This window comes from Sphingomonas sp. CFBP 13714 (genome assembly GCF_014842205.1).
GTDB lineage: Bacteria > Pseudomonadota > Alphaproteobacteria > Sphingomonadales > Sphingomonadaceae > Sphingomonas > Sphingomonas aerolata.
Window position 1 is genome coordinate 163,546 of sequence record NZ_JACYVG010000008.1, and the last position, 21,870, is coordinate 185,415.

The following is a 21,870-nucleotide window of genomic DNA, read 5'->3' on the forward strand; positions in this document are numbered from 1 at the left end:
CGCGTCACGATAGCGGCGTTTCGAACGGGCCGACGGGCAGCCCCGCATCGTCGACCAGGTTGATCGCGGGCGCGTCCGACCAGGCATAGCGGACCCGCGTGACGGGCTGGCCGTCGCCGGGCAGCGTCACCTGCGTGCCGACGACCGTGCCGGATGCGTAGCGACAGCTTGCAGCGGCGGCGCCGCACATCTCGAACCCGATCGCCTCGCGCGCGCTTTTCGCGTGCAGCGCGCCGGTCACGCCGGAAAAGTCGAGCGCGACGCCACCACCGGCGGCACGCTGCGCACGGGCGAGGGCCGGGCCCGAGGGTGCGATCCGTTCGCCATAGACCGTCGCCCGCATGAACTGGGCAAGGCGTTGCCCCACCGCATGCTTTTCGCCCGGATGGATGTCGAGCGCATCGCCGATGTCGAGCGTGACCGCGACGCCGGCGTGGCGGTCCGCGGCGGCGACGCGACGTTGCGCATCGCGCACGGTGGCCCAGCCGCTCTCGCCCGGCGCAAAGGACGGTGCGCCGTAGCCGGCGAGCTGGGCGATGGCGAAGCCGGCCTGCGGGCTGCCGAGACGCGTGCGCCAGTCGGCGATCAGCGCGGTGAGACGCTGATCATAGCCCGGAATGCCGGTGTCGGACTCGCCCTGATACCAGGCGATCCCGGCGACGCGCGTCCGGCCAAGCGGTGCGATCATCGCATTGTAGAGCGTCCCGGCGCCGTTGATGTCGTCCCACGGCACCCGGGGGGCGGAACCCGCGATCCGCTGTGCCTTCGCATAGCGCCAGCCGTCGCCGAGCGGCACGCTGCTCCCGTCCCCGAAGGTGATCCGCATCGTGTCCGCAGGACCGGTCATCCCGCCATAGGCATAGACGTCGTCGTCGTTGACGGTGATGACGTTGCGCCCGGCCTTCAGCGTGCCGACGGGTAGTGCATAGACGCGCGATTGTGAGGCGAGGCTGCTGCCGCCGACACCGATCCCGTTGACCCAGGTCCGGTCGGCATCGTCGATCGTCCCCAGCACGAGCGTGGCGGGACCGCGCGCCTGTTCGGCGGTGATCTCGACGCTGCGCTGATACCACAGCATGCCGTTGTAGCTGGCGAGGTCGGCGATGCCCCAGGTCTCGAAATTGGTCATCGCGGGCACCGCCTGCCAGTCGAGCGCTGCGCCGGGTTGCCACGGCTCGCGGCCGACCGCGTCGCCCGATCCGGTCCGCCACCATGTCTCCCACAGCGTCATCGCACGCCGGTTCGCCGCCCCGGGATCGCGGGCATAGAGCGCCAGCAGATCCGCCTGGTCGCCGAGCCCCGCCCGCCGCAGCGCGGGGTCGCTCATCCACGCGCTGATCCGCGACCCGCCCCAGCTCGCATGGATCGCACCGATCGGCACGGCCGCGCTTCGCCGCAGCGCTTGCGCCATGTAGAAGCAGGCCGCGGAGAAGGTGGGCTGGCTCGCCGGGCCGGCGACGGTCCAGCGCACCGCATCATCGAGCCGCGCGACGGGCGTCGCGGCGGCGCGCTTCGGGATGGTCAGCAGGCGCAGGCTGGGGTCGACGGGTGCATGCGCGTCGGGGATCAGGTCCTGCGCCTCGCTGACCGCCAGTTCCATGTTGCTCTGTCCCGAGCAAAGATAGACATCGCCGATCAGCACATCGTGCAGCACCGCCGCACCGCTCTGCGCCGCGATCGTCAGATCATAGGGACCGCCGGCGTCGAGCGCGGGCAGCTCCGCGGCGAAGCGGCCTACTCGGTCCGCCTTTGCCGTCACCGAACGCCCCGCGAGCGTGATCATCACCGTCTCCCCCGACGCCGCCTCGCCGGTCAGCGCGATCGGCTGACCCCGCTGGATCACCGCGTGATCGGTCAGCACGCCGTCGAGGCGCGGGGCGGCCAGCGCGGCGGACGCGCTGCTGGCGAGAAGGACGGCGATGGCGAGACGCACGGGCAGGCGTTGCATGATTCGATGGGTCCTCTGGCAGGTCAGACGGGCTGGAGCCCGGAGCGAACGAAACGGTGGATACGATCGCGGTGGTGAGGCGGGCTGGCCACCAGACGGTGTGTCGGGGCGTCGTTTGCGATCCAGCCGGGCATCACCGCCGTGCGTGCGCGGAGGCTGACGACTATGTCGTTACCAGCCCCGTCTATCGCGGGCAGGGGTAGCGTGTTGCTCTGAATGGCAATGTCTTGCGCGAAGGCGGGCAGCGCGCAGGTCAGCGCGGCAACGCTGATCACGTGCGCGATTGCAGGGCCACGGCGGGCGAGCGTCGGGTTGCGGGCCGCAACGGTGGAAGCAGCAGACGTCGTCGAGCCCATCCTTGCGTCCCCTCATGTATCGCATTGCCTCATCGTGCGTGGGGCATGGGCGACCGAATTGCATGTCTCCGACTTCAGAAGGAGATGCGCAATTTAGCATTTGCGATAGCGCTCACACTACCTCGGATATCGGGCTTTGCAAGTATTTGTCCGAGTGAAGTCAAAACAGCTCTCAACTGCCAGAGCGCCATGCGATCTGGAGCACAATTGATTAGACTATAGGTTCGATGGCCGCCCGGGAGAGGCTGGACCAAGAGCGGCAAGATGCGGCTGTGGAGCGCACATTGACGCTCGCCGGAGCTTGAAGTCCGCGGTCGCGGAAGAAGGGAAAAATGGTGCCCGGAGACGGGGTCGAACCGCCGACACTGCGATTTTCAGTCGCATGCTCTACCAACTGAGCTATCCGGGCATCGTCCGATCGGGATCGGATGAAGGGCCGATCGTGCGATCGGAAGGGCGCGTTTAGTCGGGCTCTTCACCGCTGTCTAGCCCCGTTTGCGATATTGCGCGACCGGGGATGCGATAGCCTTCGCCGAGCCATTGCAGCAGGTCGCGGTCGCGGTGCCGGCTCGAGCAAAAGGGGGCGTAGTCGGAGACCGCGGGCTGGCCGCAGATCGGGCATTTCACGGCGGGCATCAACGGCTCTCCAGATCGTGGACGACGCCCGTACGACGGGCGAGCGTCGCCAGCCAGTCGGGGTGCGCCATGAGGCGGGCATGGACCGCGGCGGGCAGCGCATGGCGCCGCGGGGCGGTCGGCGGGGTGCGCTCGAGCGTGCGCAACGCGGCGCGAGCGGCGGCACCGACGGGATCGGCGCGCAGGATCTCGGGGATCGAGGCGCGGGCGCGCGGGCGGATGATCTGCAGGAAGCCGAAGCCGTTGACTGCGGTCCGTTCGAACGGGGGCGGCAGCGTCGCGTCGATCGCCGCGGCGACGGCGTTTCGCTGCGCCTTGCCCGCGATGGTGGGGAAGTCGACGCCGATCGAGCCGCCGATCCCGTGGCGGCGGATCGCGCGCGCGACGGCGTGCGCGGCGGCGACCGCCAGCGGGTCGAGCGGCGGCGCGCCGTCGACATCGAACAGCGTCATCGCCGGCGTCGGGGACAGCCGCAGCGCACCGAGCGGGAAGACGATCTCGCCGCTCATCGCCTCGTCGAGCAGTTCGGACCAGCCCGCGGCCTCCAGCGCGTCGGGCTCGTGCGCGCGCGGGGCATGGATCGGCAGGCCGGTCGCGACGAGGCGGTCGTACAGCGTCGGCGCGGCGCAGGGCGGTCGGTCGGTGGCGTTCGCCTTGGCGAGCTTGGCGCGGCCGGCCTCGGGCAGGGCCTCGCGGACGATCTCGACGGTCAGGCTGGCGCCCTGCGTGATGCCGGGCGGGAGGTGGCTGACCAGCGCCTCGCCGCCGTCGAGCGCGACGCGGCCGCGCCCGCCGCCCAGCGCCTCGACGAGACGTGCGCGCGCGACGTGGCCGACGCGCAGCGCCACGTCGTCGCGCTCGATCAGTGCCTCGACGATCTGGTCATTCTCGACCAGCGCGGCGCGGTCTTCGCCGATGCCGGCTTCGTACAGCCAGACGGGGCCGGGTTCAGGCAAGCGCGAGCCCGGCGGTCTTCAGCAATGCGCGGGTTTCGAACAGCGGAAGCCCCACGACCCCCGAATGGCTGCCCGAGAGAAAGCGCACGAACGCCTCCGCGCGGCCCTGGATCGCATAGCCGCCCGCCTTGCCGAGCCCTTCGCCGCAGGCGATGTAGTCGTCGATCTCGGCGCTCGAGAGCGGCTTGAACGCGACGATCGTGTCGGCGAGGCGGGTGCGGACGGTGCCGGCGGCGTCGATCACGCAGACCGCGGACAGGCAGTGATGACGTCGCCCGGACAATTTGCCGAGCAGGTCGCGCTGGATGTCGGGCGTATCGGCGGGCGGCAGGATGCGGCGGCCGAGCGCGATGGTGGTGTCGCCGGCGATGACGATCTCACCCGCCGCGCGATCGACCGCGCATGCCTTCTCGACCGCGAGACGCAGCGCATAGGCGCGCGGCACTTCGGCCCGGTGCGGGCTTTCGTCGATATCGGGGGACGCCACGCGCGACGGCACGACGCCGAGCCGCGCCAGCAGGTCGCGGCGGCGGGGCGAGGAGGAGGCTAGGACGAGCACAATTGCCTCGATCTTGCTGCACGACCGCGGACGACCCGCGGCCAGCGCTTATTTGAAGCGGTAGGTGATGCGACCCTTGGTCAGATCATACGGGGTGAGCTCACACAGCACCTCGTCGCCGACCAGCACGCGGATGCGGTTCTTGCGCATCTTGCCGGCGGTGTGACCGAGAATCTCGTGGTCGTTTTCGAGCTGTACCCGGAACATCGCGTTGGGGAGGAGTTCCACCACGCGGCCGCGCATCTCGAGCAGTTCTTCCTTGGCCAAATATAATCTCTGAATTGGGGGAATTTCGGGACGAGCGCCCTTACCGCAGCTTGGCGAAAAAGGAAAGCACGCCCGAAAGGCGCGCATGGCCCTTATGCCCATACGCGCCCCTCAGACCTGGATGTCGGTGTTCGCCGCGTCCGAAACAAGGGCGCGTCACAGCAGCCCGGGCTGTGTGCCCGTGGCTTCGCGCGCGGCGCGGCGGAAGGCGGCGCGGTCGACATTGGGGATCCGCGGCCGCTTGCCCTGGAACAGGTCGGCGAGCGTGAGGATCTGAAGCCGCGGGAACGTCTCGTCGACGCCGGCGCGGTAGATGCCGACCGCGGCGGCGCGGCGCTCCATCTCGCGCGTGGGCCTGGCGTTCATGATCAGCACGCCGATCGGCGCCTTTTCGCGCGCGATCGTCGCCGCGAGCGTCTCGACCATCGTCACATCGGGATTGAGCCCGCCCTTGACCGAGACGATCGCGCGGTGCGTGACCATCTTTCCTGCGGCGACATCGTGATCGTTGAAATAGATGAGCCCGTCGATCCCGCCATCCGCCCCCTTCTTGCGGCCGCCAAAAGGGAGCGCATCGACCAGCGACACCGCCCACCACTGGAACTGGTATTTGTCGCGCAGTGCCAGATCGCGTGCGGAGGCGAGGTCGGTCGGCGTGCCCTCGACACTGAACATGACGGCGGGAAAGGCGTCGCGCATCCGCTTTTCGATCAGCGAGATCGCAAGATGCGTGACGTCGATCCCGATCCACTGGCGGCCGAGCTTCTGCGCCGCGTGGACCGCCGTGCCGCAACCGCAAAAGGGATCGAGGACGACATCCCCCTCGCGGGATGAGGCGGCGATGATACGCTCAAGCAGCGCGACCGGTTTCTGCGTCGGATAGCCGAACCGCTCCTTCGACGACGACGACAGGATCGGCATCGGCCAGACGTCCGACATCGCTTTGCCGCCGGCGAGGATATCGTCAATGCGGCGAAGCTTGTTTTTGGAATGCCCCTTGCCGCCCGGCATCCAGATCCACTCCACCCCGGCCTCGTCGACATGGACCGCCTGGCGGCGCGATGCGAGCAGTTCGCTGCGCGTCCACGGCGTCTTCGGCATGGCGAAACGGCTCCCAGCACTCTTGCCGTAGAACAGGATGACGTCGTGCTTGCGGTTGAAGAAATGCGGCAGGTCCATCAGCCGGAACGAATAGTCCCACACGATCTCGTTCCGATACGCCTTGTGCCCGAACACGCCGTCGAGGAGGAGTTTCAGATAGTGGCTCGCGGTCGGGTCGCAGTGGAGATAGAGGCTGCCGGTCGGTTTCAGGACGCGGTGCAGTTCGAGCAGCCGGACCGCCATCATCGCCAGATACGCCATCATGTCGTTGTCGCCGAGAAACCCGCGCATCGCGTTGAGCAGGTCGAATGCCTTGGTGTTGCCGCTGCGCGCGACCTGGTCGAAGGCTTCCTCGGCGCTGTCGTTCCAGTGCCAGCTGTCCTCGAACGCCTCGATCTGCGCGTTCGAGGCGCGGCCGTCGGGTTCCTTGAACAGGATGCCGTAGGTTGCGTTCGAATTGAACGGTGGGTCGAGATAGATCAGGTCGACGCTCGCGTCGGCGATCTCCTTGCGGAGGACGGCGAGATTGTCGCCATAGAAGAGGTGGTTTTCGGGGCGGTTGCGCATCGGGGCAGGATGCGGGGGCAAAAGCCGGTCCGTCCAAGCCAGATGCATCCGCGGACGGTCTATCGGGTCCGTTACGGCGGTATTGGCGGGGGGGTGTTACGGAGGGGGCAGCGCGTGCCGCCCCCTCCGTCAGGCTGCACCTGCTACCTCCCCCTTGCGGAGGAGGATCGTCGAGTCAGCCCACCCCGCCGCCGGCCAGCGCGGCGAGCAGTAGCAGCGCGACGATGTTGGTGATCTTGATCATCGGGTTCACCGCCGGGCCGGCGGTGTCCTTGTAGGGATCGCCGACGGTGTCGCCAGTCACCGCGGCCTTGTGCGCCTCAGATCCCTTGCCGCCGTGGTTGCCGTCCTCGATATATTTCTTGGCATTGTCCCAGGCGCCGCCGCCGCTCGTCATCGAGATCGCGACGAACAGACCCGAGACGATCACGCCGAGCAGCATCGCGCCGAGCGCGGCGAAGCCCGAGGCCTGGCCGGCGACCGCGGTGATGATGAAATACACCGCGATCGGCGACAGCACCGGCAGCAGCGAGGGCACGATCATCTCGCGGATCGCCGCCTTCGTGACGAGATCGACGGTGCGCGCATAATTGGGGCGGCTGGTACCGAGCATGATGCCGGGATTGTCGCGGAACTGCGCGCGGACCTCCTCGACGACCGCGCCCGCCGCGCGGCCGACCGCGGTCATCCCGAACGCGCCGAACAGATAGGGGAGCAGCGCGCCGAGCAGCAGCCCAACGATGACGTACGGGTTGCTGAGGCTGAAATCGACCGTGACCTGCGGGAAATAGGTCGCGAGGTCGGTGGTATAGGCGCCGAACAGGACGAGCGCGGCGAGCCCGGCCGAGCCGATCGCATAGCCCTTGGTCACCGCCTTGGTGGTGTTGCCGACCGCGTCGAGCGCGTCGGTCTTCTGCCGGACGTCGTCGGGCAGGCCCGCCATCTCGGCGATCCCGCCGGCATTGTCGGTGACCGGGCCATAGGCGTCGAGCGCGACGACCATCCCCGCCTGGGCGAGCATCGCGGTGGCGGCAAAGGCGATGCCGATGATCCCGGCAAGCTGGTAGGCGACGATCACCGCGACGACGATAACAAGGGTGGGCAGCGCGGTGGATTCGAGGCTGATCGCGAGGCCTTGGATGACGTTGGTGCCGTGGCCGGTCTCGGATGCCTTGGCGATCGACTGGACCGGGCGGTGGTTGGTGCCGGTATAATATTCGGTGATCCACACGATCAGCCCGGTGACGACCAGCCCGATCATCATCGACCAGAACAGGTCCATGCCGGTGAAGCTCTGCGTCAGCGACGGTGCGGCCTGGGTGGTCAGGTCGTCGGTCGCGGGATCGAGATAGCCCGCGCCGCCGATCACGCGGTGGAGGTCGCCGAGCACGTATTGCGTGGCGAGGTAGATGGCGGGGATCGACAGGATCGTCGAGGTGAAGAAGCCCTTGTACAGAGCGCCCATGATGCTGCCGCCGCCGAGCCGGACCATGTAGGTGCCGATGATCGAGGTGACGATGCACACGCCGCCGACCAGCAGCGGGAGCGTCATCAGCCGCATCAGCTCGGCGCCGCTCGCCTGGATCAGCAACGCGATCGAGATCATCGTGACGCCCAATGTGACGACATAGGTTTCGAACAGATCGGCGGCCATGCCCGCGCAGTCGCCGACATTGTCGCCGACATTATCGGCGATGACCGCGGGGTTGCGGGGATCGTCCTCGGGAATGCCCGCCTCGACCTTGCCGACCAGATCCGCGCCGACGTCGGCCGCCTTGGTGAAGATGCCGCCGCCGAGCCGCGCGAAGATCGAGATCAGCGAGGCCCCGAAGGCGAGCGCGGTCAGTGCCTCGACGATGATCCGGTCGTTGGGCGCGTGACCCGCGGGACCGGTCAGGTACCAGAAGAAGGCGCTGATCGCGAGCAGCCCGAGCCCTGCGACGAGCATGCCGGTGACCGCGCCCGATCGGAACGCCATCGTCAGCCCGGCCTGGAGCGAGGTGCGCGCGGCCTCTGCGGTGCGGACGTTCGCCCGAACCGAGATGTTCATGCCGACATAGCCCGCGACCCCCGACAGCACCGCGCCGATGACGAAACCGATCGTCGAGATTATGCCCAGCGTGGCGAGCAGGATGACGGCGACGATGACGCCGACGATCGCGATCGTGGTGTACTGGCGGCCGAGATAGGCCTTTGCGCCCTCCTGGATGGCGGCGGCGATGTCCTGCATCTTCGCGTTGCCGGGGGATGCGGCGAGGACCTGCCGACTGGTGACGAAGCCATATAGGACGGCGATGACGCCGCAGATCATGGCCAGATAGACGGTCGTCATACGGCACTATCCCTTTTTTCAGTTCCTCCCCGGTCTCGGCTTTGCCGAGTCCCGTCCAAGGAACCTATCAGTGCAGGGGTATTGCGCAAGCGACCGTCAGGCGCGGTGCTCATAGCCTAGACTTGGCGGCAGCGGGACGGGCGTGCCGGCATCGTGAAGGACCAGCCCCGATCCCGTCAAGAACGCCCCTATTCGGGTGGCATCGGTGGCGAAATCTTCGGGAGCGGCGAACAGCAGCTGATAGTCGTCGCCTGCGGTCGCTGCCGCGACCCGATCGCCCGAAAACATGCGATAGGCGTTGGAGAGGGGGATGGCGGCGAGATCGATTGTGACCGCGAGGCCGCTTGCCAGCGCCATGCGCGCGGCGTCGATGAGCAGCCCGTCGGACACGTCCATCATCGCATGGACGTGGCGGGCGAGGCGGCGGCCATCGGCGAGCCGGGGCTGCGGGCGGCGATACGCGGCGAGCAGCTCGGCCGGGCCATGCTTGCCGAGCGCGATCGCCAGTCCTGCCCCGGCATCGCCGATCGTGCCGGTGACGTAGAGCGCGTCCCCCGGCTTCGCGCCAGCGCGGGCGGGGGCGGCGGCGTCGCTGCCGAAGGCGGTGACGGTGAGGATCCGCGGTGCTTCCGGGGGGAGGGTGACCGTGTCGCCGCCGATCAGCCGCGTGTCGAACGTAGCGAGGACGTCGGCGAGGCCATCGAGGAACGCGCGGTCCCATGCGTCGTCGCCGAGCGGGTAGTTGAGCAGGATGCCCTCGGGAACCGCGCCCTTGGCGGCGAGATCGGAGAGGTTGGTCGCGACGAGCTTCCACGCGACATCCTGCGCGGGGTCGATGGGGAGGAAATGCACGCCCTCGACCAGCGTGTCGGTGGTGACGACGAGCGGCCCTGCGTCGAGCAGCGCGGTGTCGTCGTTCAGGCCGCGCGCCGCTGGGTGGAGCGGGAGGCGGCGCAGGGCTGCAATGAACTCGGCTTCGGTCATTCCTGCTCCCTCTCCCCTTGGGGGAGAGGGCTGGGGTGAGGGGCTGCCACACAGCGCATCGCCCGGAACTGCCCCTCACCCCGACCCTCTCCCCCAAGGGGAGAGGGCGTTTACGCCCGAACCTCTTTCGCGATGCCGTCGAGCAGGCCGTTGACGAAGCCCGATTCGCGCTTGTCGTAAAAGGCGTGCGCGACGTCGACATATTCGCTGATCACCGCGGCGACCGGCACGTCCTTGCGCGCGAGCAGTTCATACGTGCCGACGCGGATGATCGCCTTCATCGGCTTGTCGAGCCGCGCGAGCGTCCAGCCCTTGGCCAGCTTGCCCTCGATCAGCAGGTCGATCTCGCCGCTGCGGGCATTCGCACCGGTCACGAGGTCGTCGAAGAAATCGACGTCCGCCTCGGCATATTCGACGTCTTCGATCGTCGCGCCAAGCCGGTGCTGGTGGAATTCGTTGAGCAGGACGGGCATCGCGGTGCCCTCCATCTCATGCTGATAGGTCGCCTGGACGGCGGCGAGTCGCGCGGCGGCGCGTGCCTTGGTGCGGGGAGCGGTTCTGGACATAAGCGGTTGCCTGTACGCGCGGGGGGCTTGCGTGTCAGCCCTTCGCGTATCTTACGCGTGGGGGGGTGAAGAAGATTGGTTCGCGCGGAGGCGCGGAGGTGTTGCATGCGGCGCAGCCGCTCTGATCACCTCATTGGCCGATGATCGAAGGGCCGCTGCGCCGTATACAACATCTCCGCGCCTCCGCGCCTCCGCGCGAACAAAAATCAGTGGTTGAGGCGAAGCCGCAGCGCCACCGATTTTGCGTGGGCCGGCAAACCCTCGGCGTTGGCGAGTGCGACGGTGGCGGGGCCGAGTTCACGCAGCGCGGCTTCGTCGAGCGCGAGGAAGCTGGTGCGCTTCATGAAGTCGAGCACCGACAGCCCGCTGGCGAACCGCGCGCGGCGGCCGGTCGGCAGGACGTGGTTCGGGCCGGCGACGTAATCGCCGATCGCCTCGGGGGTGTAGCGGCCGAGGAACACCGAGCCCGCGTGACGGATGCGGTCGAAGAACCCTTGCGGGTCGGGGATGGCGAGCTGGAGATGCTCGGCGGCGAGCCGGTCGACCAGCGGGATCGCGTCCGCCAGCGTGTCGACGACGATGATCGCGCCGTTCGCATCCCAGGCGACGCGCGCGACCGCCTCGGTGGCGAGTTCGCTGAGCTGGCGATCGACCGCGTTGGCGACCTTGTCGGCAAACGCCGCGTCGTCGGTGAACAGGATCGATTGCGTCGTGGTGTCGTGCTCGGCCTGGCTGAGCAGGTCGGCGGCGGTCCATTCGGGGTCGTTGAGCGCATCCGCGACGACGACGATTTCGGAGGGCCCTGCGACCATGTCGATGCCGACGACGCCGTAAACCTGGCGCTTGGCCTCCGCGACCCAGGCGTTGCCGGGGCCTGTGATGACGTCGACGGGCGCGATCCGGCCGGCGCCGTAAGCGAGTGCGGCGACGGCCTGCGCACCACCGACGCGCCAGACCTCGTCGACACCCGCGAGATGCGCGGCGGCGAGGACGAGCGGGTTGATCTGGCCGTCGGGGGTCGGCGTGACCATCGCGAGACGACCGACGCCTGCCACCTTGGCGGGGATCGCGTTCATCAGCAGCGACGAGGGATAGGCCGCGCGGCCGCCGGGGACATAGATGCCCGCAGCGTCGACCGGCAGCCAGCGTGCGCCGAGCCGGACACCCGCCGAGTCGACCGAGTCGCTGTCAGTCGGGCGCTGTTTCTCGTGATAGGCGCGGATCCGCGTCGCGGCGAGTTCGAGCGCGGTGCGCAGCTCGGGCTCGAGCGCGTCGAACGCGGCCTTGCAGTCGGCGGCGTCGATCTGCCAGCCGGTCGCTTCGAGGTCGTGGCGGTCGTGCTTCTGCGTCAGGTCGCGCAGCGCGGTCTCGCCGTCGTGGCGGACGGACGCGATGATCGCGGCGACGTCCTGCGTGACGCCTGCATCCGATTCGCGGCGATCCTCGACGAGCGCGGTAAAGCGGTCGGCGAAGTCGGCGTCGGTGGTGGAAAGGCGGATCATGCGGCCTGCTCCTGCTCGACGGCACGACGGAACGCCTCGACCAGCGGCACCACCCGAGCGCGCGTCTTCATCGCGGCGCGGTTGACGACCAGACGGCTGGTGACGTCCATGATCCGCTCGACCTCGACCAGGCCGTTTTCCTTGAGCGTCCGGCCCGACGAGACGAGGTCGACGATGCGCGGCGCGAGGCCAAGCGTCGGGGCGAGCTCCATCGCGCCGTTCAGCTTCACGCATTCGGCCTGGACGCCGCGGGCGGCGAAATGCGCGGCGGTGACGTGCGGATATTTGGTCGCGACGCGGACATGGCTCCAGCCGCGCGGATCGTCCTTCGCCGCCATTGCGGTGGGCTCGGCGACCGACAGGCGGCAATGACCGATGCCGAGATCGACCGGGGCATAGAGTTCGGAATAGCCGAATTCCGCGATCACGTCCGAGCCGACGATGCCGAGTTGCGCCGCGCCGTGTGCGACGAACGTCGCGACGTCGAACGCGCGGACGCGGATCAGCGAGATGTCGGGGTCGTTGGTCGCGAAGCGGAGCGCGCGGCTGTCCTCGTCCGAAAACGCCGCTTCGGGATGGATGCCGGCGCGGGCGAGCAGCGGCAAAGCCTCGGCGAGGATACGTCCCTTCGGGACGGCGATGATGATCTGGGAGTCTGGCACGCGCCGGGCTTTACGATCGGGCTGGGGAGGGTGCAACCGGATCGCCCCGATCGCCACAACAATACAGCCCGGGATCGCTCCCGGGCCGTCGTGGCGCCTTAGTAGAAGAAGCCGTTGTTGACCTGTGCGACGCGGCCGTTGCGCGTGTCGACCAGGACGACGTCGCGGCCGTAGCGGACCCAGCGCTGATAGCCGAAGCCCGGGCGCGGCAGGCGATAGGTCTGATAGTCGTTGATCCAGTAGTTGCGGCCATAATATTGCGGCGCGAACCGGTGGCCGACATTGATCGGGCGATAACGATAGCCGCGCGGGCCAACATAGGCGGGGCGGCGATAGACGTTCGCGTGGCTGCGGCGATAGTCACGCCAGTCCTCGCGGCGCTCCTGACGGTCTTCGCGAAGTTCGCGGCGGGCATCGCGGACGTCGCCGCGGTCGCCGAAACGGCGCGCCTGCTGGAGTTCGCGCTGGCTCTGACGCACTTCACGGTCGCTGCGACGGACTTCGCCATAGCTCTGCGCGCTGGCAAACGTGGGGACCAAGGTTGCGGCGGCTACGGCCGCGAGGATGATCTTACGCATAATGCTCTCCTGTCTTCGACGCCGTATCAAACGGCATGACAGGGGATTTGCTCCCCGGCCGCTGAACGGTTTCAGAATGTGCTGGTCAGGATTCAGACAGGTGGCGGTCAGGCGTACCTCCACTGCCGTCATCCTGACAAAGGGGGAGTCAGATCCCCCAGCGGCGCATTGCGGCGATCACCGCGTCGGGTTTTTCCCAGGGGACGAAATGGCCCGCATCGACCTTCTCGATCGTCAGCTCGGGGACATAGTCGGCAAGATCGAGCTGGCTCGGCAGCAGCGCGGTGTCGCGCATGCCCCAGATCACCAGGACCGGCATCTTCATCGGCGGGAAGGGTGCGTCGAGAAAGGCGGGGCGGGGCGGTGTCTCGTCCATCGCGGGGACGACGATCGCGCTGGCGCGGTACCAGTTGAGCATCGCGGTCATCGCGCCGGGCTGTGACCATTCGTCGAGATAGGCGGCCTTGTCCTTGCCCGCGATCGCCTGCGTCACGTGATGCGCGAAGGTCGAGCCGAGGAACTTCTCGAGCCCTGTGCCGGTGAGGCCCTGGTCGATGCTCGTGTCGCGGAAGCGGCGGATATACTGGCTCGCCTTGCGCTGTTCGGGATCGTCGAAGATCGTCCGCTGGAAGACGAGCGGGTGGGGCGCGTTGACGATCACCAGCCGTTCGATCCGATCGGGATGCTGGAGCGCGGCCATCCAGGCGACCGCGCCGCCCCAGTCATGCCCGACCAGCGTGAAGCGGTCGATCTTGAGCTGATCGGCGAGCGCGAGCAGGTCGGCGACGATCTTGTCGGGGGTGTAATTGGCGACGCCCTCGGGCTTCGACGAGCGCGCATAGCCGCGCTGGTCGGGGCCGATGACATAATGGTCGCGCGCGAGATCGGGGGCGATGTGGCGCCAGGTGCGGTGCGATTCGGGGAAGCCGTGGAGGAGGATGACGGGCGGATGCGCCGGATCGCCGCTGATCGCGACGTCGAGGTCGACGCCGGTGGATAGTCGGAGGCTCTGCAGCTCGGTCATGTCTCTCTCCCGCGTGGTGCCCCGGATCTGGCCGGGGGTCGATATGGTCTCCACCGATAGGGGGAGTGTGCGGTACCGCGCAGGGCGGGACAAGGGCCGGATCCATTTTGCGATCCTCCCCCTGGCGGGGGAGGATCCATCTGCGGGTCAGGGGTAGCTGACCGTCTTGGGTATCGCCGGGATCTCGATCCGTTCCTTCTCGTCGCCCGGGACCTTCGGGAAATTGCCCGCATTCCAGTCGCGTTTCGCCTGTTCGATCCGGTCGCGGTTCGAGCTGACGAAGTTCCACCAGACGTGGCGCGGCGTCGTGAACGCATCGCCGCCGCACAGCATCGCCCGCCCGCCGGTCGCCGAGCGCAGCGTTGCCGCGATGCCGGGGCGCAGCACGTAGAGCACCTGCGGCTCGAGCGGCACGCCCTCCAGCGTCGCCTCGCCCATGGCGAGATAGACCGCGCGCTCCTCCGCCGCCGCGTCGATCGGCACGCTCGCGCCGGGATCGAGCGCGATGTCGGCGTAGATCGTGCCCGAATAGGTCGTGGTCGGCGCGCTCTGCCCCCACAGACTTCCCATGATGATCCGCGAGCGCGCGCCATGCGCCTCGATCACCGGCAGCTGCGCCTTGGTGACGTGTTCGAAGGCGGGATCGATCTCCTCGACCGCCTCGGGCAATGCCAGCCATGTCTGGATACCCGACAGGTTCGGCCCGCCGGCGCGCTCGTCGCCGGGCGAGCGTTCGGAATGGACGATGCCGTGACCCGCGATCATCAGATTGACCGCGCCGGGCTCGATCCGCGCCTTCGTGCCGAGCGAGTCGCGGTGGTCGATCGCGCCGTCGAACAGATAGGTGACGGTCGACAGGTTGATGTGCGGATGCGGGCGCACGTCGATGCCCGTACCGACCTCAAGATGCGCGGGGCCCATCTGGTCGAAGAACAGGAACGGGCCGACCATCGTCCGGTCCTTGTTCGGCAAGGTGCGGTGGACCTTGAAGCCGCCCAGATCATGCGTCGAGGGCAGGATGGTCTGGAGGACGAAATCATCCAGCATGGCGTGTCTCCGTGGCGTCGAGGAGTTCGATGAGGTCCGCTGGATAGAGGACTTCGTCATGCCCCGCGATGTCGTTTCGGGAAAACCAGCGGTGACCGACAAGCAGCTTGCGTTCCTGATCGGTGAGCCCGCCCGCCGCCACGTCGCACGTATCCACGTCGACGCGGAAATAGCGTTCGTCGGCGGTCACCTCGACGCCCTCGAAGGTGCGGAAGTCGACGACGCGGCGCGCGACTTCGGGGCCGCAATCCATGTCGAGCCCGACCTCTTCCCAAAGCTCGCGGCGGGCGGCGGCGGCATAGCTCTCGCCCGGATCGACCGCGCCACCCGGCGTGCACCAGAGCGGCGGGCGATCGTCGGGGGTGAAGCGGAACATCAGCACGCGGTCCTGCGCATCGACGAGCAGGATGCGCGCGGCGGGGCGCGGGGTTCTCACAGCCCGAGGCACCTCCCCGGCGAAGGCCGGGGTCCAGTTGGAGAGGTCGATATGGCAACGGACCGCCCATCGTTATGCCTGTCCCCCAACTGGACCCCGGCCTTCGCCGGGGAGGTGTTGGATGTCGGGAAGCGACCAAGGCTCATGCGGCGTCGAGTTCGGGATAGTGGCGGAAGATGCCGTCGGTGTTGAACGCGATCCGCCGGTCGCTGTTCAGATAGGCCCTGATAGCGGGGATCTCGGCGACCTGGTCGCGGATGCGGGTCAGGTTGGGATAATCGGGTTCGAGCGTGCGCATCCGCTGCGGGAACATGTAGCGCAGCCCCTCGACGATCTGGAACAGCGAGGTGTCGGCATAGGTCCAGCGGTGGTCGATCAGCCATTCGCCCGGATTGGCCTGTGCCGCATCGTCGAAGTGACCGAGGAATTTGGGCAGCCGCTGCTCGCGGAACTGCTTCGCGGCGCGCGCCGCCTCGGGTTTCTGGTCGGCGTAATAGTCCATCATCGCGACCGGGTGGTGGACATTGTGGACCTCCGCGACGAGATCGGCGATCGTCAGCTGGAGCTGGTTGAGCCACAGCCGATCGGCCATGTTCGACGGCGCGAGGTCGTGGCGTTCGCCCAGATACATCAGGATGTTGGCGACCTGTGCGATCACCAGACCATTGAGTTCGAGATAGGGCGGGGCGAAGGGCGTGCGACCGGTGCGGTCGTTCAGATCGGCCATCAGCGCCTCGGCACCGCCATCGTGCGCCGCATCCGCATACGGAATCTCGCCGCCCTCGAGCGCGAGCCGGACGAATTCGCCGCGGCCCTGAAGGCCGGGCCAGTACCAGAGCGTATAGGCCATCATGCCTCTCCGGGCGCGCGCGCCTTGATCGCGAGCGCGTGGATCTGCGTGCTGAGCAGTTCGGCGAGCGCGTGGTTCACCAGGCGTTGCCGGGCGACGCGGTTAAGCCCTTGGAACGCCGGTGCTTCCACCTCGACACGAAAATGCGTCTCGCCGGTGCCGTCGTCGCCCATATGTCCGGCATGCAGCGCGCTCTCGTTGACGACGGTCAGATGGGTCGGGGCGAGCGCGGCGGTGAGGCGCGCGGTGATCTGGTCCTGTACGGAGCCGGTGGCGAGGTCTGTCATCCGACCTATATAGCCCGTTTTGGATAGACGGGGAGCCGGTGACGCAAGACGCGAGAAAAGAGCGCAAGGACCGGCCCAGCCCCCGTTTTCACGGGCGCGTGGAGGGCAGCGGGCGTGTGTGCATGTGGCCGGGCTGTGCCGAACCCGGCGAATTCCGTGCGCCACCGCTCGAGGGGCCGAGCGATGGCGGGCCGCCGCAATTCCGCTGGTTCTGCCTCGAGCATGTCCGCGCGTTCAACGCAGGCTATAATTATTTCGACGGGATGACCGCGGACGAGATCCACCATGCGCAGCGGCCGATGGCGGGATGGGAACGCGAGACGCGGGCCTTTGCGCATGGCGGCGGCGACACGCCGCCCAAATGGGCGGACTTTGCCGACCCGATCGACGCGATCGGCGCGCGGTTCGGTGAGCGGATGGCGGCCGCACGCAAGGACGGTCGCGTGCTGTCCGATGGCGAGCGGCGATCGCTGCGCGTGCTGGGGCTGGGGACCGACACCGACCGCACCGCGCTGCGCAAACGCTATAGCGAACTGGTGCGGCGCTATCATCCCGACCGCAATGGCGGGGACCGGGCGCATGAATCGGAGCTGCAGAAGGTCATCGCCGCCTATCAGCATCTGAAGGGTGCCGCGGCGTTCGCCTGACGGGTCAGGGCGCGGGGAAGCTGGCCCCGTCCTTGGTGCCATGCGCCGTCTCGCGGTCATAGGCGACATGATAGGCGTCGAGCCCGGCCAGCGCGGCCCGTGCGGCGGCGTCCGCGGTCCGGCAGGTCGCCCCCCGGATCGCAGCCAAAATGTCGCCGCGGTGGCGATAGGTGTAGCGGACATGCCCCGCTTCGTGCCGGGCGAGCGCCGCGACGTAGCGGTCCCAATCGGCGCGCTCGGCGGCGGTCAGCCGGGCGGTCGCGGCGAGTTGCGGCATGCGCACGGTCGCCTTGTAGCGGATCGTCGCCGCCGCGAGATCGCAGCCGCCGCGTCTGGTTCGCGGCCAGGACCAGCGCAGGTCCCAGCTGCTCAGCGCATCGACCCGGCGGCCGTCATGCGCATCGGTCGGCCGGGCGGCGTCGATCGCCCGGCGTATCGCCATCGCATCGCCGCCATCGACCGGGTAATAGTCGATCGTCACGTCCGGTATTCCGGCAAACGCTATGTTAGCCTGCGCGCTCGACTGGCCGGTGAGCCCCGCGATCGCGACCAGCGCGACGAGGGACTGGATCGGCAGGGCGTGGTCACGCATCGGCCCAGCGACGGAGCAGATTGTGATAGACGCCGGTCAGCCTGATCGTCGCCGGGTCGGCCATCCCTTGCGCAGCGGCGACCGCCTGTACGCCCTGATCGAGATCGAACAGGATCCGGCGCGCGCCGTCGTCGCGGACCATCGACTGCAGCCAGAAGAACGAGGCGGTCCGCACGCCGCGCGTCACCGGCGTCACCCGGTGCAGGCTGGAGGCGGGATAGACCACCATGTGCCCGGCGGGCAGCTTGACCGATTGCGGCCCGAACTGATCCTCGATCACCAGCTCGCCGCCGTCATAGTCGGCGGGGTCCTCGAGAAAGAGCGTCGCCGACAGGTCGCTGCGGATCCGGAAATCGCTGCCGCGGCGGATACGGATCGCGGTGTCGACATGCAGCCCGAAATCCTGCCCGCCGGCATAGCGGTTGAACAGCGGCGGGAAGACCTTCAGCGGCAGCGCGGCGGCGATGAACAGCGCCGACTGCCCCAGCGCGTCGAGGATCATGCCGCCGGCATCCTTCGCCGCGGCGGACTCCTCTGGCAATTGTTCGTTGCGCTTGGCGAGCGCGCTTTGCGTGCCCGAGGTCGCGTTGCCGTCGACCCACTCGGCCGCGTCGATCAACGTACGGACCCGCGCGACGCCGGCGGGATCGAGCACGTCCGGAATCGCGATCAGCACTGCGCGCCCTCCCGCAACGCCGCGACGCCGCGCGTGCGGAACGCCGCGATGTCGCTGGCCGCGAGAAACGCCTGCGCCTTCGTCACGAACGCGGCGTTGCCCCGCGCGCCGGCCTGTTCGAGCCAGCCGAGCGCGGCGTCGATCTCGCCCGCCGCACCGAGCATCCGCGCATGATTGAAACAGCCGCGGAAATCGCCGCCCTCTGCCGCGCGGGCATAGCAGGCCGCGGCACGCGCGAGGTCGCGGGGGCAGGCCCAGCCATCCTCGGCAAAGCTGCCGACGAAGTTGATCGCCTTCGCGCTGGCAAGCCCTGTGTTCATCGCGGCAACGTTCTCCAGCAAAGCGAGCGCGGCCGGCCTGTCCTCGGGCACGCCGTCGCCCAGCGCCAGCAGCGTCGCGTAATTGTACATCGCCCAGTCGAGCCCGCGCGCAGCCGCGACCCGGTAGCATTCGGCCGCACGCGCCTTGTCGACCGGCGTGCCCCAGCCGAGATCATAGCAGCGCCCGACCATGTTGAGCGCCATTACGTGATGCTGCGCCGCCGCCCTGATGAACCAGGCCAGGGCGGCAGCCGGATCGGCCGCGACGCCGGTCCCGTCGAGCAGCATCTGCCCGTACACCGCCTGTGCCTCCGCCACGCCGGCTTCCGCCGCCTCGCGCACGAACGCCGCGCACTCCTCCGGACTGCCGGAGAGGCGCGCGGCGATGGCGTCGGGCGAAAGTATGTCTAGCGCCGTCACTCTGGCCCTCAGAACCGCAGGTTGACCGTGCCGAACACCGTACGGCCCGCGGCGAGCGTGGCATAGTGGCTGGCATAGGTCTGCGAGAAATAGGTCTTGTTGGTCAGGTTCTGCGCGTTGACGCTGAGGTCGATCATGTCGGTCAGCTTGTAGCTGGCCCGCGCATCGAACCGCCAGTAACCGGGCGTGCTGCGGGTAAGGACCTTGGTCGCGGGGGTTACCGTGACGACGCCCGCCGCAGTCTGTCGCGCGGCGCGATTGTCCGCATAGCCGCCGATCTGTTCGTCCATGTACAGCGCGGTGCCGCCGATCTGCAGCCGCTTCGTCACGTCGATATTGGTCGTCGCGGTGAAGCTGTTCTTCGCGGTCTGCGGCACCTGCTTGCCGGTGTTGACCGACACGACGCCGGTGGTCCGCGCAGGCTGGACGACGGTCGTCACCCCGTTCGCGGTGGTCGTGATCGCGGGGGCGGTCAGCGTCGTGAAGCCACCGTCGATGATCTTCGGATCGAGATGCGTGAACCCGCCGAACACCGTCCAACCGGGCAGGATCGTCCCGCTGACGTTGAACTCGAACCCGCGGATCCGGGTCTCGCCGATGAACGATGCGGTGTTCGTGTCGTCGAGCACGCGCGCGTTGGAAATCTCCGTCTGGAACACCGCCGCGCCGAGCTGGAGCTTCTCGGCGAATAGGCTCGCCTTGGCGCCGACCTCATAGGACTTGGTCTTTTGCGGCTTCAACAGCCCGAGCACTGCGGCGGTGATCGCGTTATCCTCGCGGCCCTCGCCGAGCAGGCTGTTCGGCGGCGTCGCGGCGGTCGCGTAGCTCGCATAGAGGCTGGTCTCGGGCGTCGGCTTGAAGACGAGCCCTGCCTGCCAGTTGAAGAGGTTGTCGACGCGCGTGAGCTTCGTCTGCGTTGCGCCCGGCAGCGTGATCGTCGATTCGAACCGGTCGTAACGCGCACCCAGGTTCAGGATCAGCGCGGGGATCAGCGTGATCGAATCGAACGCGTAGACCGCCTTGGTATTGGCGTCGTTCTGCGTTTCCGTGGACAGCGCGCCCCGTGCGATCGGGGTCTGCGTCGTCGACGTGTCGCTCGCGTAATTGACCCAGGGCGCATAGGGATTCGGATCGAACAGGCTGACGCAATAGGAGCGCGCGATCGTCGCCGTGTTGCAGCGTGGCGAGATCGTCGAGCCGTTGGCCGACACGAACGTGCCGCGCCGCGTCTTTTCCCACGAAAGCTCGGTGCCGAGCGAGAAGCTGTGCTCGATGCCGCCGGTATTGAATTTGCCGTACAGGTCGGTCTGGTCGACGATGCTTTCGCTATAGCCGTAGCGCGTGTTGCCGCGCGTCCAGACATAGCCGCCATTGGTCACGTTCGCGCCCGTATTGGTCGCGGTGGTGCCATAGACATTGCCCTGGCTGTCGTCGGGGAGGGTGAAGATGAAGCTTTGCGTGCTGTGCGTGTAGCGCGCGGTGTTGCGCAGCGTGATGCCGCCGAAATCATGCTCGACGCGGATCGTCGCCTGGTTGGTGTCGGCGTCGCGGAAGTCGCGCGCGGCCAGCCCGTAGAAGTTTTTCCGGGAGACAAAGCCGGTCTGGCCGCCCGCGGTCGTCACGGTACCGAGCGCGGGCCGTGTCGTGACGCTGCCGGTGCCGGGGTGATTGTTGATCGTGTAGAGATAGGGGATGCCGCTGTCGGGCAGTTCGCTGCTTTCCATGTGATAGAAGCTCGCGGTCAGCCGGGTCGGCGTGCCGAGCCCGATCGCGACGGAGGGCGCGATGCCCCAGCGCTTCTGCCAGATCGCATCGCGGCCCGCGACGTCCTGGTCGTGCCACATGCCCTGGATCCGGAACGCTGCGGTGTCGGAGATCTTGAGGTTCAGGTCGCCGGTGACCCGCTTATAGTCTGCCTCGCCATAGCTGCCGCTGAGCGATCCGAACGTGTCGAGCACGGGCAGGCGCGACAGGATGTTGATCGTGCCGCCCGCCGAGCCGCGGCCGCCGAGCGTCGAATCGGACCCGCGGACGATCTGGACTGACTCCACCGCGAACACCTCGCGCGTCTGCGAGGCGAGGTCGCGGACACCGTCGACGAAGATGCTGCCCTGGCTGTCGAACCCGCGGATGAAGGGGCGGTCGCCGATCGGATTGCCGCCCTCCGCGGCGCCGAAGGTGATGCCGGGCACGGTGCGCAGCGCATCCGCGAGGCTGTTCGATCCGGTCTGTTCGATCACCTCCTTGGGCAAGACGATGATCGAGCGCGGGGTATCGACCAGCGGCGCGACCTGTTTCGGGCCGGCGTCGCGTTCGCGGTGGCCGTTGACCAGGATCTCGTCGCGGTGCTGCACGTCGGCCGTATCCGCCGGGGTGGCCTTGGGCGTCGCCGTCGTCCGGTCGGCATCGGCGGCGAACGCCGGCGCGGTCGTGAAGGCGCCGATGCAGGACAGGGCCAGGAAGGCGGGCATCGTGGCAGGACGCGGCGCGACGCCCCGCGGCGAAACAGTCGACATAGTGAAACCCCTTTTGCTCTTGGAGTATCGCTATTGAGAGT

At 68.1% G+C, this 21,870-nt stretch carries 23 protein-coding genes and 1 tRNA gene; 1 reads left to right on the forward strand and 23 read right to left on the reverse strand.

Annotation, left to right across the window (positions count from 1 at the left end; genetic code table 11):
* Window positions 1-4: 4 nt before the first annotated feature.
* The 19 genes from IFT54_RS17390 to IFT54_RS17480 form a co-directional block, all read right to left on the reverse strand.
* A complete protein-coding gene (locus tag IFT54_RS17390; RefSeq protein ID WP_192071524.1) occupies window positions 5-1,948 on the reverse strand; it encodes a sialate O-acetylesterase in 1,944 nt (647 codons plus the stop codon).
* A 23-nt stretch (window positions 1,949-1,971) separates the two neighbouring features.
* Window positions 1,972-2,304, reverse strand: a complete 333-nt coding sequence (locus IFT54_RS17395) for a hypothetical protein (RefSeq protein WP_192071525.1) — start codon at window positions 2,302-2,304, stop codon at window positions 1,972-1,974.
* Window positions 2,305-2,637: 333 nt separating this feature from the next.
* Window positions 2,638-2,713, reverse strand: a tRNA-Phe gene (locus IFT54_RS17400).
* A 53-nt stretch (window positions 2,714-2,766) separates the two neighbouring features.
* Window positions 2,767-2,940: a DNA gyrase inhibitor YacG gene (locus tag IFT54_RS17405; RefSeq protein WP_192071526.1), complete on the reverse strand. Its 174-nt coding sequence runs from the start codon at window positions 2,938-2,940 to the stop codon at window positions 2,767-2,769.
* The gene (locus tag IFT54_RS17410; protein WP_166747073.1) at window positions 2,940-3,896 is read right to left on the reverse strand and encodes a ribonuclease; all 957 of its coding nucleotides are present in this window, start codon (window positions 3,894-3,896) and stop codon (window positions 2,940-2,942) included. The genes IFT54_RS17405 and IFT54_RS17410 overlap by 1 nt, the downstream gene beginning before the upstream one ends.
* Window positions 3,889-4,458: a Maf family protein gene (locus IFT54_RS17415; RefSeq protein WP_031441080.1), complete on the reverse strand. Its 570-nt coding sequence runs from the start codon at window positions 4,456-4,458 to the stop codon at window positions 3,889-3,891. The genes IFT54_RS17410 and IFT54_RS17415 overlap by 8 nt, the downstream gene beginning before the upstream one ends.
* 45 nt (window positions 4,459-4,503) lie before the next feature.
* Window positions 4,504-4,722, reverse strand: a complete 219-nt coding sequence (gene infA, locus IFT54_RS17420) for a translation initiation factor IF-1 (RefSeq protein WP_031441079.1) — start codon at window positions 4,720-4,722, stop codon at window positions 4,504-4,506.
* A gap of 156 nt (window positions 4,723-4,878) precedes the next feature.
* On the reverse strand, window positions 4,879-6,390 hold the full coding sequence (locus IFT54_RS17425; protein ID WP_192071527.1) for a DNA methyltransferase: 1,512 nt from the start codon (window positions 6,388-6,390) through the stop codon (window positions 4,879-4,881).
* Between the two features lie 175 nt (window positions 6,391-6,565).
* Window positions 6,566-8,722: a sodium-translocating pyrophosphatase gene (locus IFT54_RS17430; protein WP_192071528.1), complete on the reverse strand. Its 2,157-nt coding sequence runs from the start codon at window positions 8,720-8,722 to the stop codon at window positions 6,566-6,568.
* A gap of 96 nt (window positions 8,723-8,818) precedes the next feature.
* Window positions 8,819-9,706 carry a thiamine-phosphate kinase gene (gene thiL / locus IFT54_RS17435; protein ID WP_192071529.1) on the reverse strand — a complete coding sequence of 296 codons (888 nt, stop codon included), beginning with the start codon at window positions 9,704-9,706 and terminating at the stop codon, window positions 8,819-8,821.
* A gap of 110 nt (window positions 9,707-9,816) precedes the next feature.
* A complete protein-coding gene (gene nusB, locus IFT54_RS17440; RefSeq protein ID WP_031396492.1) occupies window positions 9,817-10,272 on the reverse strand; it encodes a transcription antitermination factor NusB in 456 nt (151 codons plus the stop codon).
* 206 nt (window positions 10,273-10,478) lie between these two features.
* The gene (gene hisD, locus IFT54_RS17445; protein ID WP_192071530.1) at window positions 10,479-11,774 is read right to left on the reverse strand and encodes a histidinol dehydrogenase; all 1,296 of its coding nucleotides are present in this window, start codon (window positions 11,772-11,774) and stop codon (window positions 10,479-10,481) included.
* Window positions 11,771-12,436 (reverse strand): ATP phosphoribosyltransferase, encoded by a 666-nt coding sequence (hisG, locus tag IFT54_RS17450; protein ID WP_037530845.1) that lies wholly within the window; start codon window positions 12,434-12,436, stop codon window positions 11,771-11,773. The genes hisD and hisG overlap by 4 nt, the downstream gene beginning before the upstream one ends.
* A gap of 98 nt (window positions 12,437-12,534) precedes the next feature.
* The gene (locus IFT54_RS17455) at window positions 12,535-13,014 is read right to left on the reverse strand and encodes an RcnB family protein (RefSeq protein ID WP_031441073.1); all 480 of its coding nucleotides are present in this window, start codon (window positions 13,012-13,014) and stop codon (window positions 12,535-12,537) included.
* Window positions 13,015-13,162: 148 nt separating this feature from the next.
* Entirely contained in the window at window positions 13,163-14,038 is an 876-nt protein-coding gene (locus IFT54_RS17460; RefSeq protein WP_192071531.1) for an alpha/beta fold hydrolase, read from the reverse strand.
* A 147-nt stretch (window positions 14,039-14,185) separates the two neighbouring features.
* On the reverse strand, window positions 14,186-15,085 hold the full coding sequence (locus IFT54_RS17465; protein WP_192071532.1) for a pirin family protein: 900 nt from the start codon (window positions 15,083-15,085) through the stop codon (window positions 14,186-14,188).
* Window positions 15,075-15,521 carry an NUDIX hydrolase gene (locus IFT54_RS17470; RefSeq protein ID WP_342354857.1) on the reverse strand — a complete coding sequence of 149 codons (447 nt, stop codon included), beginning with the start codon at window positions 15,519-15,521 and terminating at the stop codon, window positions 15,075-15,077. Before IFT54_RS17470 ends, IFT54_RS17465 begins: the two co-directional genes overlap by 11 nt.
* Window positions 15,522-15,663: 142 nt before the next feature.
* Complete coding sequence (locus IFT54_RS17475) at window positions 15,664-16,371, reverse strand: glutathione S-transferase (protein WP_192071557.1); 708 nt, start codon at window positions 16,369-16,371, stop codon at window positions 15,664-15,666.
* Window positions 16,371-16,658: a BolA family protein gene (locus IFT54_RS17480; protein ID WP_031396501.1), complete on the reverse strand. Its 288-nt coding sequence runs from the start codon at window positions 16,656-16,658 to the stop codon at window positions 16,371-16,373. The genes IFT54_RS17475 and IFT54_RS17480 overlap by 1 nt, the downstream gene beginning before the upstream one ends.
* 122 nt (window positions 16,659-16,780) lie before the next feature.
* Here IFT54_RS17480 and IFT54_RS17485 point away from each other — a divergent pair, with 122 nt between their 5' ends.
* A complete protein-coding gene (locus IFT54_RS17485) occupies window positions 16,781-17,305 on the forward strand; it encodes a J domain-containing protein (protein WP_081877806.1) in 525 nt (174 codons plus the stop codon).
* Window positions 17,306-17,309: 4 nt separating this feature from the next.
* On the opposite strand, the gene IFT54_RS17490 is transcribed toward IFT54_RS17485, so the two are convergent.
* Genes IFT54_RS17490 through IFT54_RS17505 form a run of 4 tightly spaced genes read right to left on the reverse strand, consistent with a single transcriptional unit; the run spans window position 17,310 to window position 21,829 of the window.
* A complete protein-coding gene (locus IFT54_RS17490) occupies window positions 17,310-17,897 on the reverse strand; it encodes a DUF922 domain-containing protein (RefSeq protein ID WP_192071534.1) in 588 nt (195 codons plus the stop codon).
* Window positions 17,890-18,573, reverse strand: a complete 684-nt coding sequence (locus IFT54_RS20575; protein ID WP_192071535.1) for a Fe2+-dependent dioxygenase — start codon at window positions 18,571-18,573, stop codon at window positions 17,890-17,892. The genes IFT54_RS17490 and IFT54_RS20575 overlap by 8 nt, the downstream gene beginning before the upstream one ends.
* Window positions 18,567-19,313 (reverse strand): tetratricopeptide repeat protein, encoded by a 747-nt coding sequence (locus tag IFT54_RS20580; protein ID WP_342354858.1) that lies wholly within the window; start codon window positions 19,311-19,313, stop codon window positions 18,567-18,569. Before IFT54_RS20580 ends, IFT54_RS20575 begins: the two co-directional genes overlap by 7 nt.
* An 8-nt stretch (window positions 19,314-19,321) precedes the next feature.
* The gene (locus IFT54_RS17505; protein ID WP_192071536.1) at window positions 19,322-21,829 is read right to left on the reverse strand and encodes a TonB-dependent receptor; all 2,508 of its coding nucleotides are present in this window, start codon (window positions 21,827-21,829) and stop codon (window positions 19,322-19,324) included.
* Between the last annotated feature and the right edge of the window lie 41 nt (window positions 21,830-21,870).

Coding starts and splice junctions, on each gene's coding strand:
- IFT54_RS17390 (WP_192071524.1), bottom strand. CDS start 1,948: ATGCAACGCCTGCCCGTGCGTCTCGCCATCGCCGTCCTTCTCGCCAGC.
- IFT54_RS17395 (WP_192071525.1), bottom strand. CDS start 2,304: ATGGGCTCGACGACGTCTGCTGCTTCCACCGTTGCGGCCCGCAACCCG.
- IFT54_RS17405 (WP_192071526.1), bottom strand. CDS start 2,940: ATGCCCGCCGTGAAATGCCCGATCTGCGGCCAGCCCGCGGTCTCCGAC.
- IFT54_RS17425 (WP_192071527.1), bottom strand. CDS start 6,390: ATGCGCAACCGCCCCGAAAACCACCTCTTCTATGGCGACAATCTCGCC.
- IFT54_RS17430 (WP_192071528.1), bottom strand. CDS start 8,722: ATGACGACCGTCTATCTGGCCATGATCTGCGGCGTCATCGCCGTCCTA.
- thiL (WP_192071529.1), bottom strand. CDS start 9,706: ATGACCGAAGCCGAGTTCATTGCAGCCCTGCGCCGCCTCCCGCTCCAC.
- nusB (WP_031396492.1), bottom strand. CDS start 10,272: ATGTCCAGAACCGCTCCCCGCACCAAGGCACGCGCCGCCGCGCGACTC.
- hisD (WP_192071530.1), bottom strand. CDS start 11,774: ATGATCCGCCTTTCCACCACCGACGCCGACTTCGCCGACCGCTTTACC.
- IFT54_RS17455 (WP_031441073.1), bottom strand. CDS start 13,014: ATGCGTAAGATCATCCTCGCGGCCGTAGCCGCCGCAACCTTGGTCCCC.
- IFT54_RS17460 (WP_192071531.1), bottom strand. CDS start 14,038: ATGACCGAGCTGCAGAGCCTCCGACTATCCACCGGCGTCGACCTCGAC.
- IFT54_RS17465 (WP_192071532.1), bottom strand. CDS start 15,085: ATGCTGGATGATTTCGTCCTCCAGACCATCCTGCCCTCGACGCATGAT.
- IFT54_RS17475 (WP_192071557.1), bottom strand. CDS start 16,371: ATGGCCTATACGCTCTGGTACTGGCCCGGCCTTCAGGGCCGCGGCGAA.
- IFT54_RS17480 (WP_031396501.1), bottom strand. CDS start 16,658: ATGACAGACCTCGCCACCGGCTCCGTACAGGACCAGATCACCGCGCGC.
- IFT54_RS17485 (WP_081877806.1), top strand. CDS start 16,781: ATGTGGCCGGGCTGTGCCGAACCCGGCGAATTCCGTGCGCCACCGCTC.
- IFT54_RS17490 (WP_192071534.1), bottom strand. CDS start 17,897: ATGCGTGACCACGCCCTGCCGATCCAGTCCCTCGTCGCGCTGGTCGCG.
- IFT54_RS17505 (WP_192071536.1), bottom strand. CDS start 21,829: ATGTCGACTGTTTCGCCGCGGGGCGTCGCGCCGCGTCCTGCCACGATG.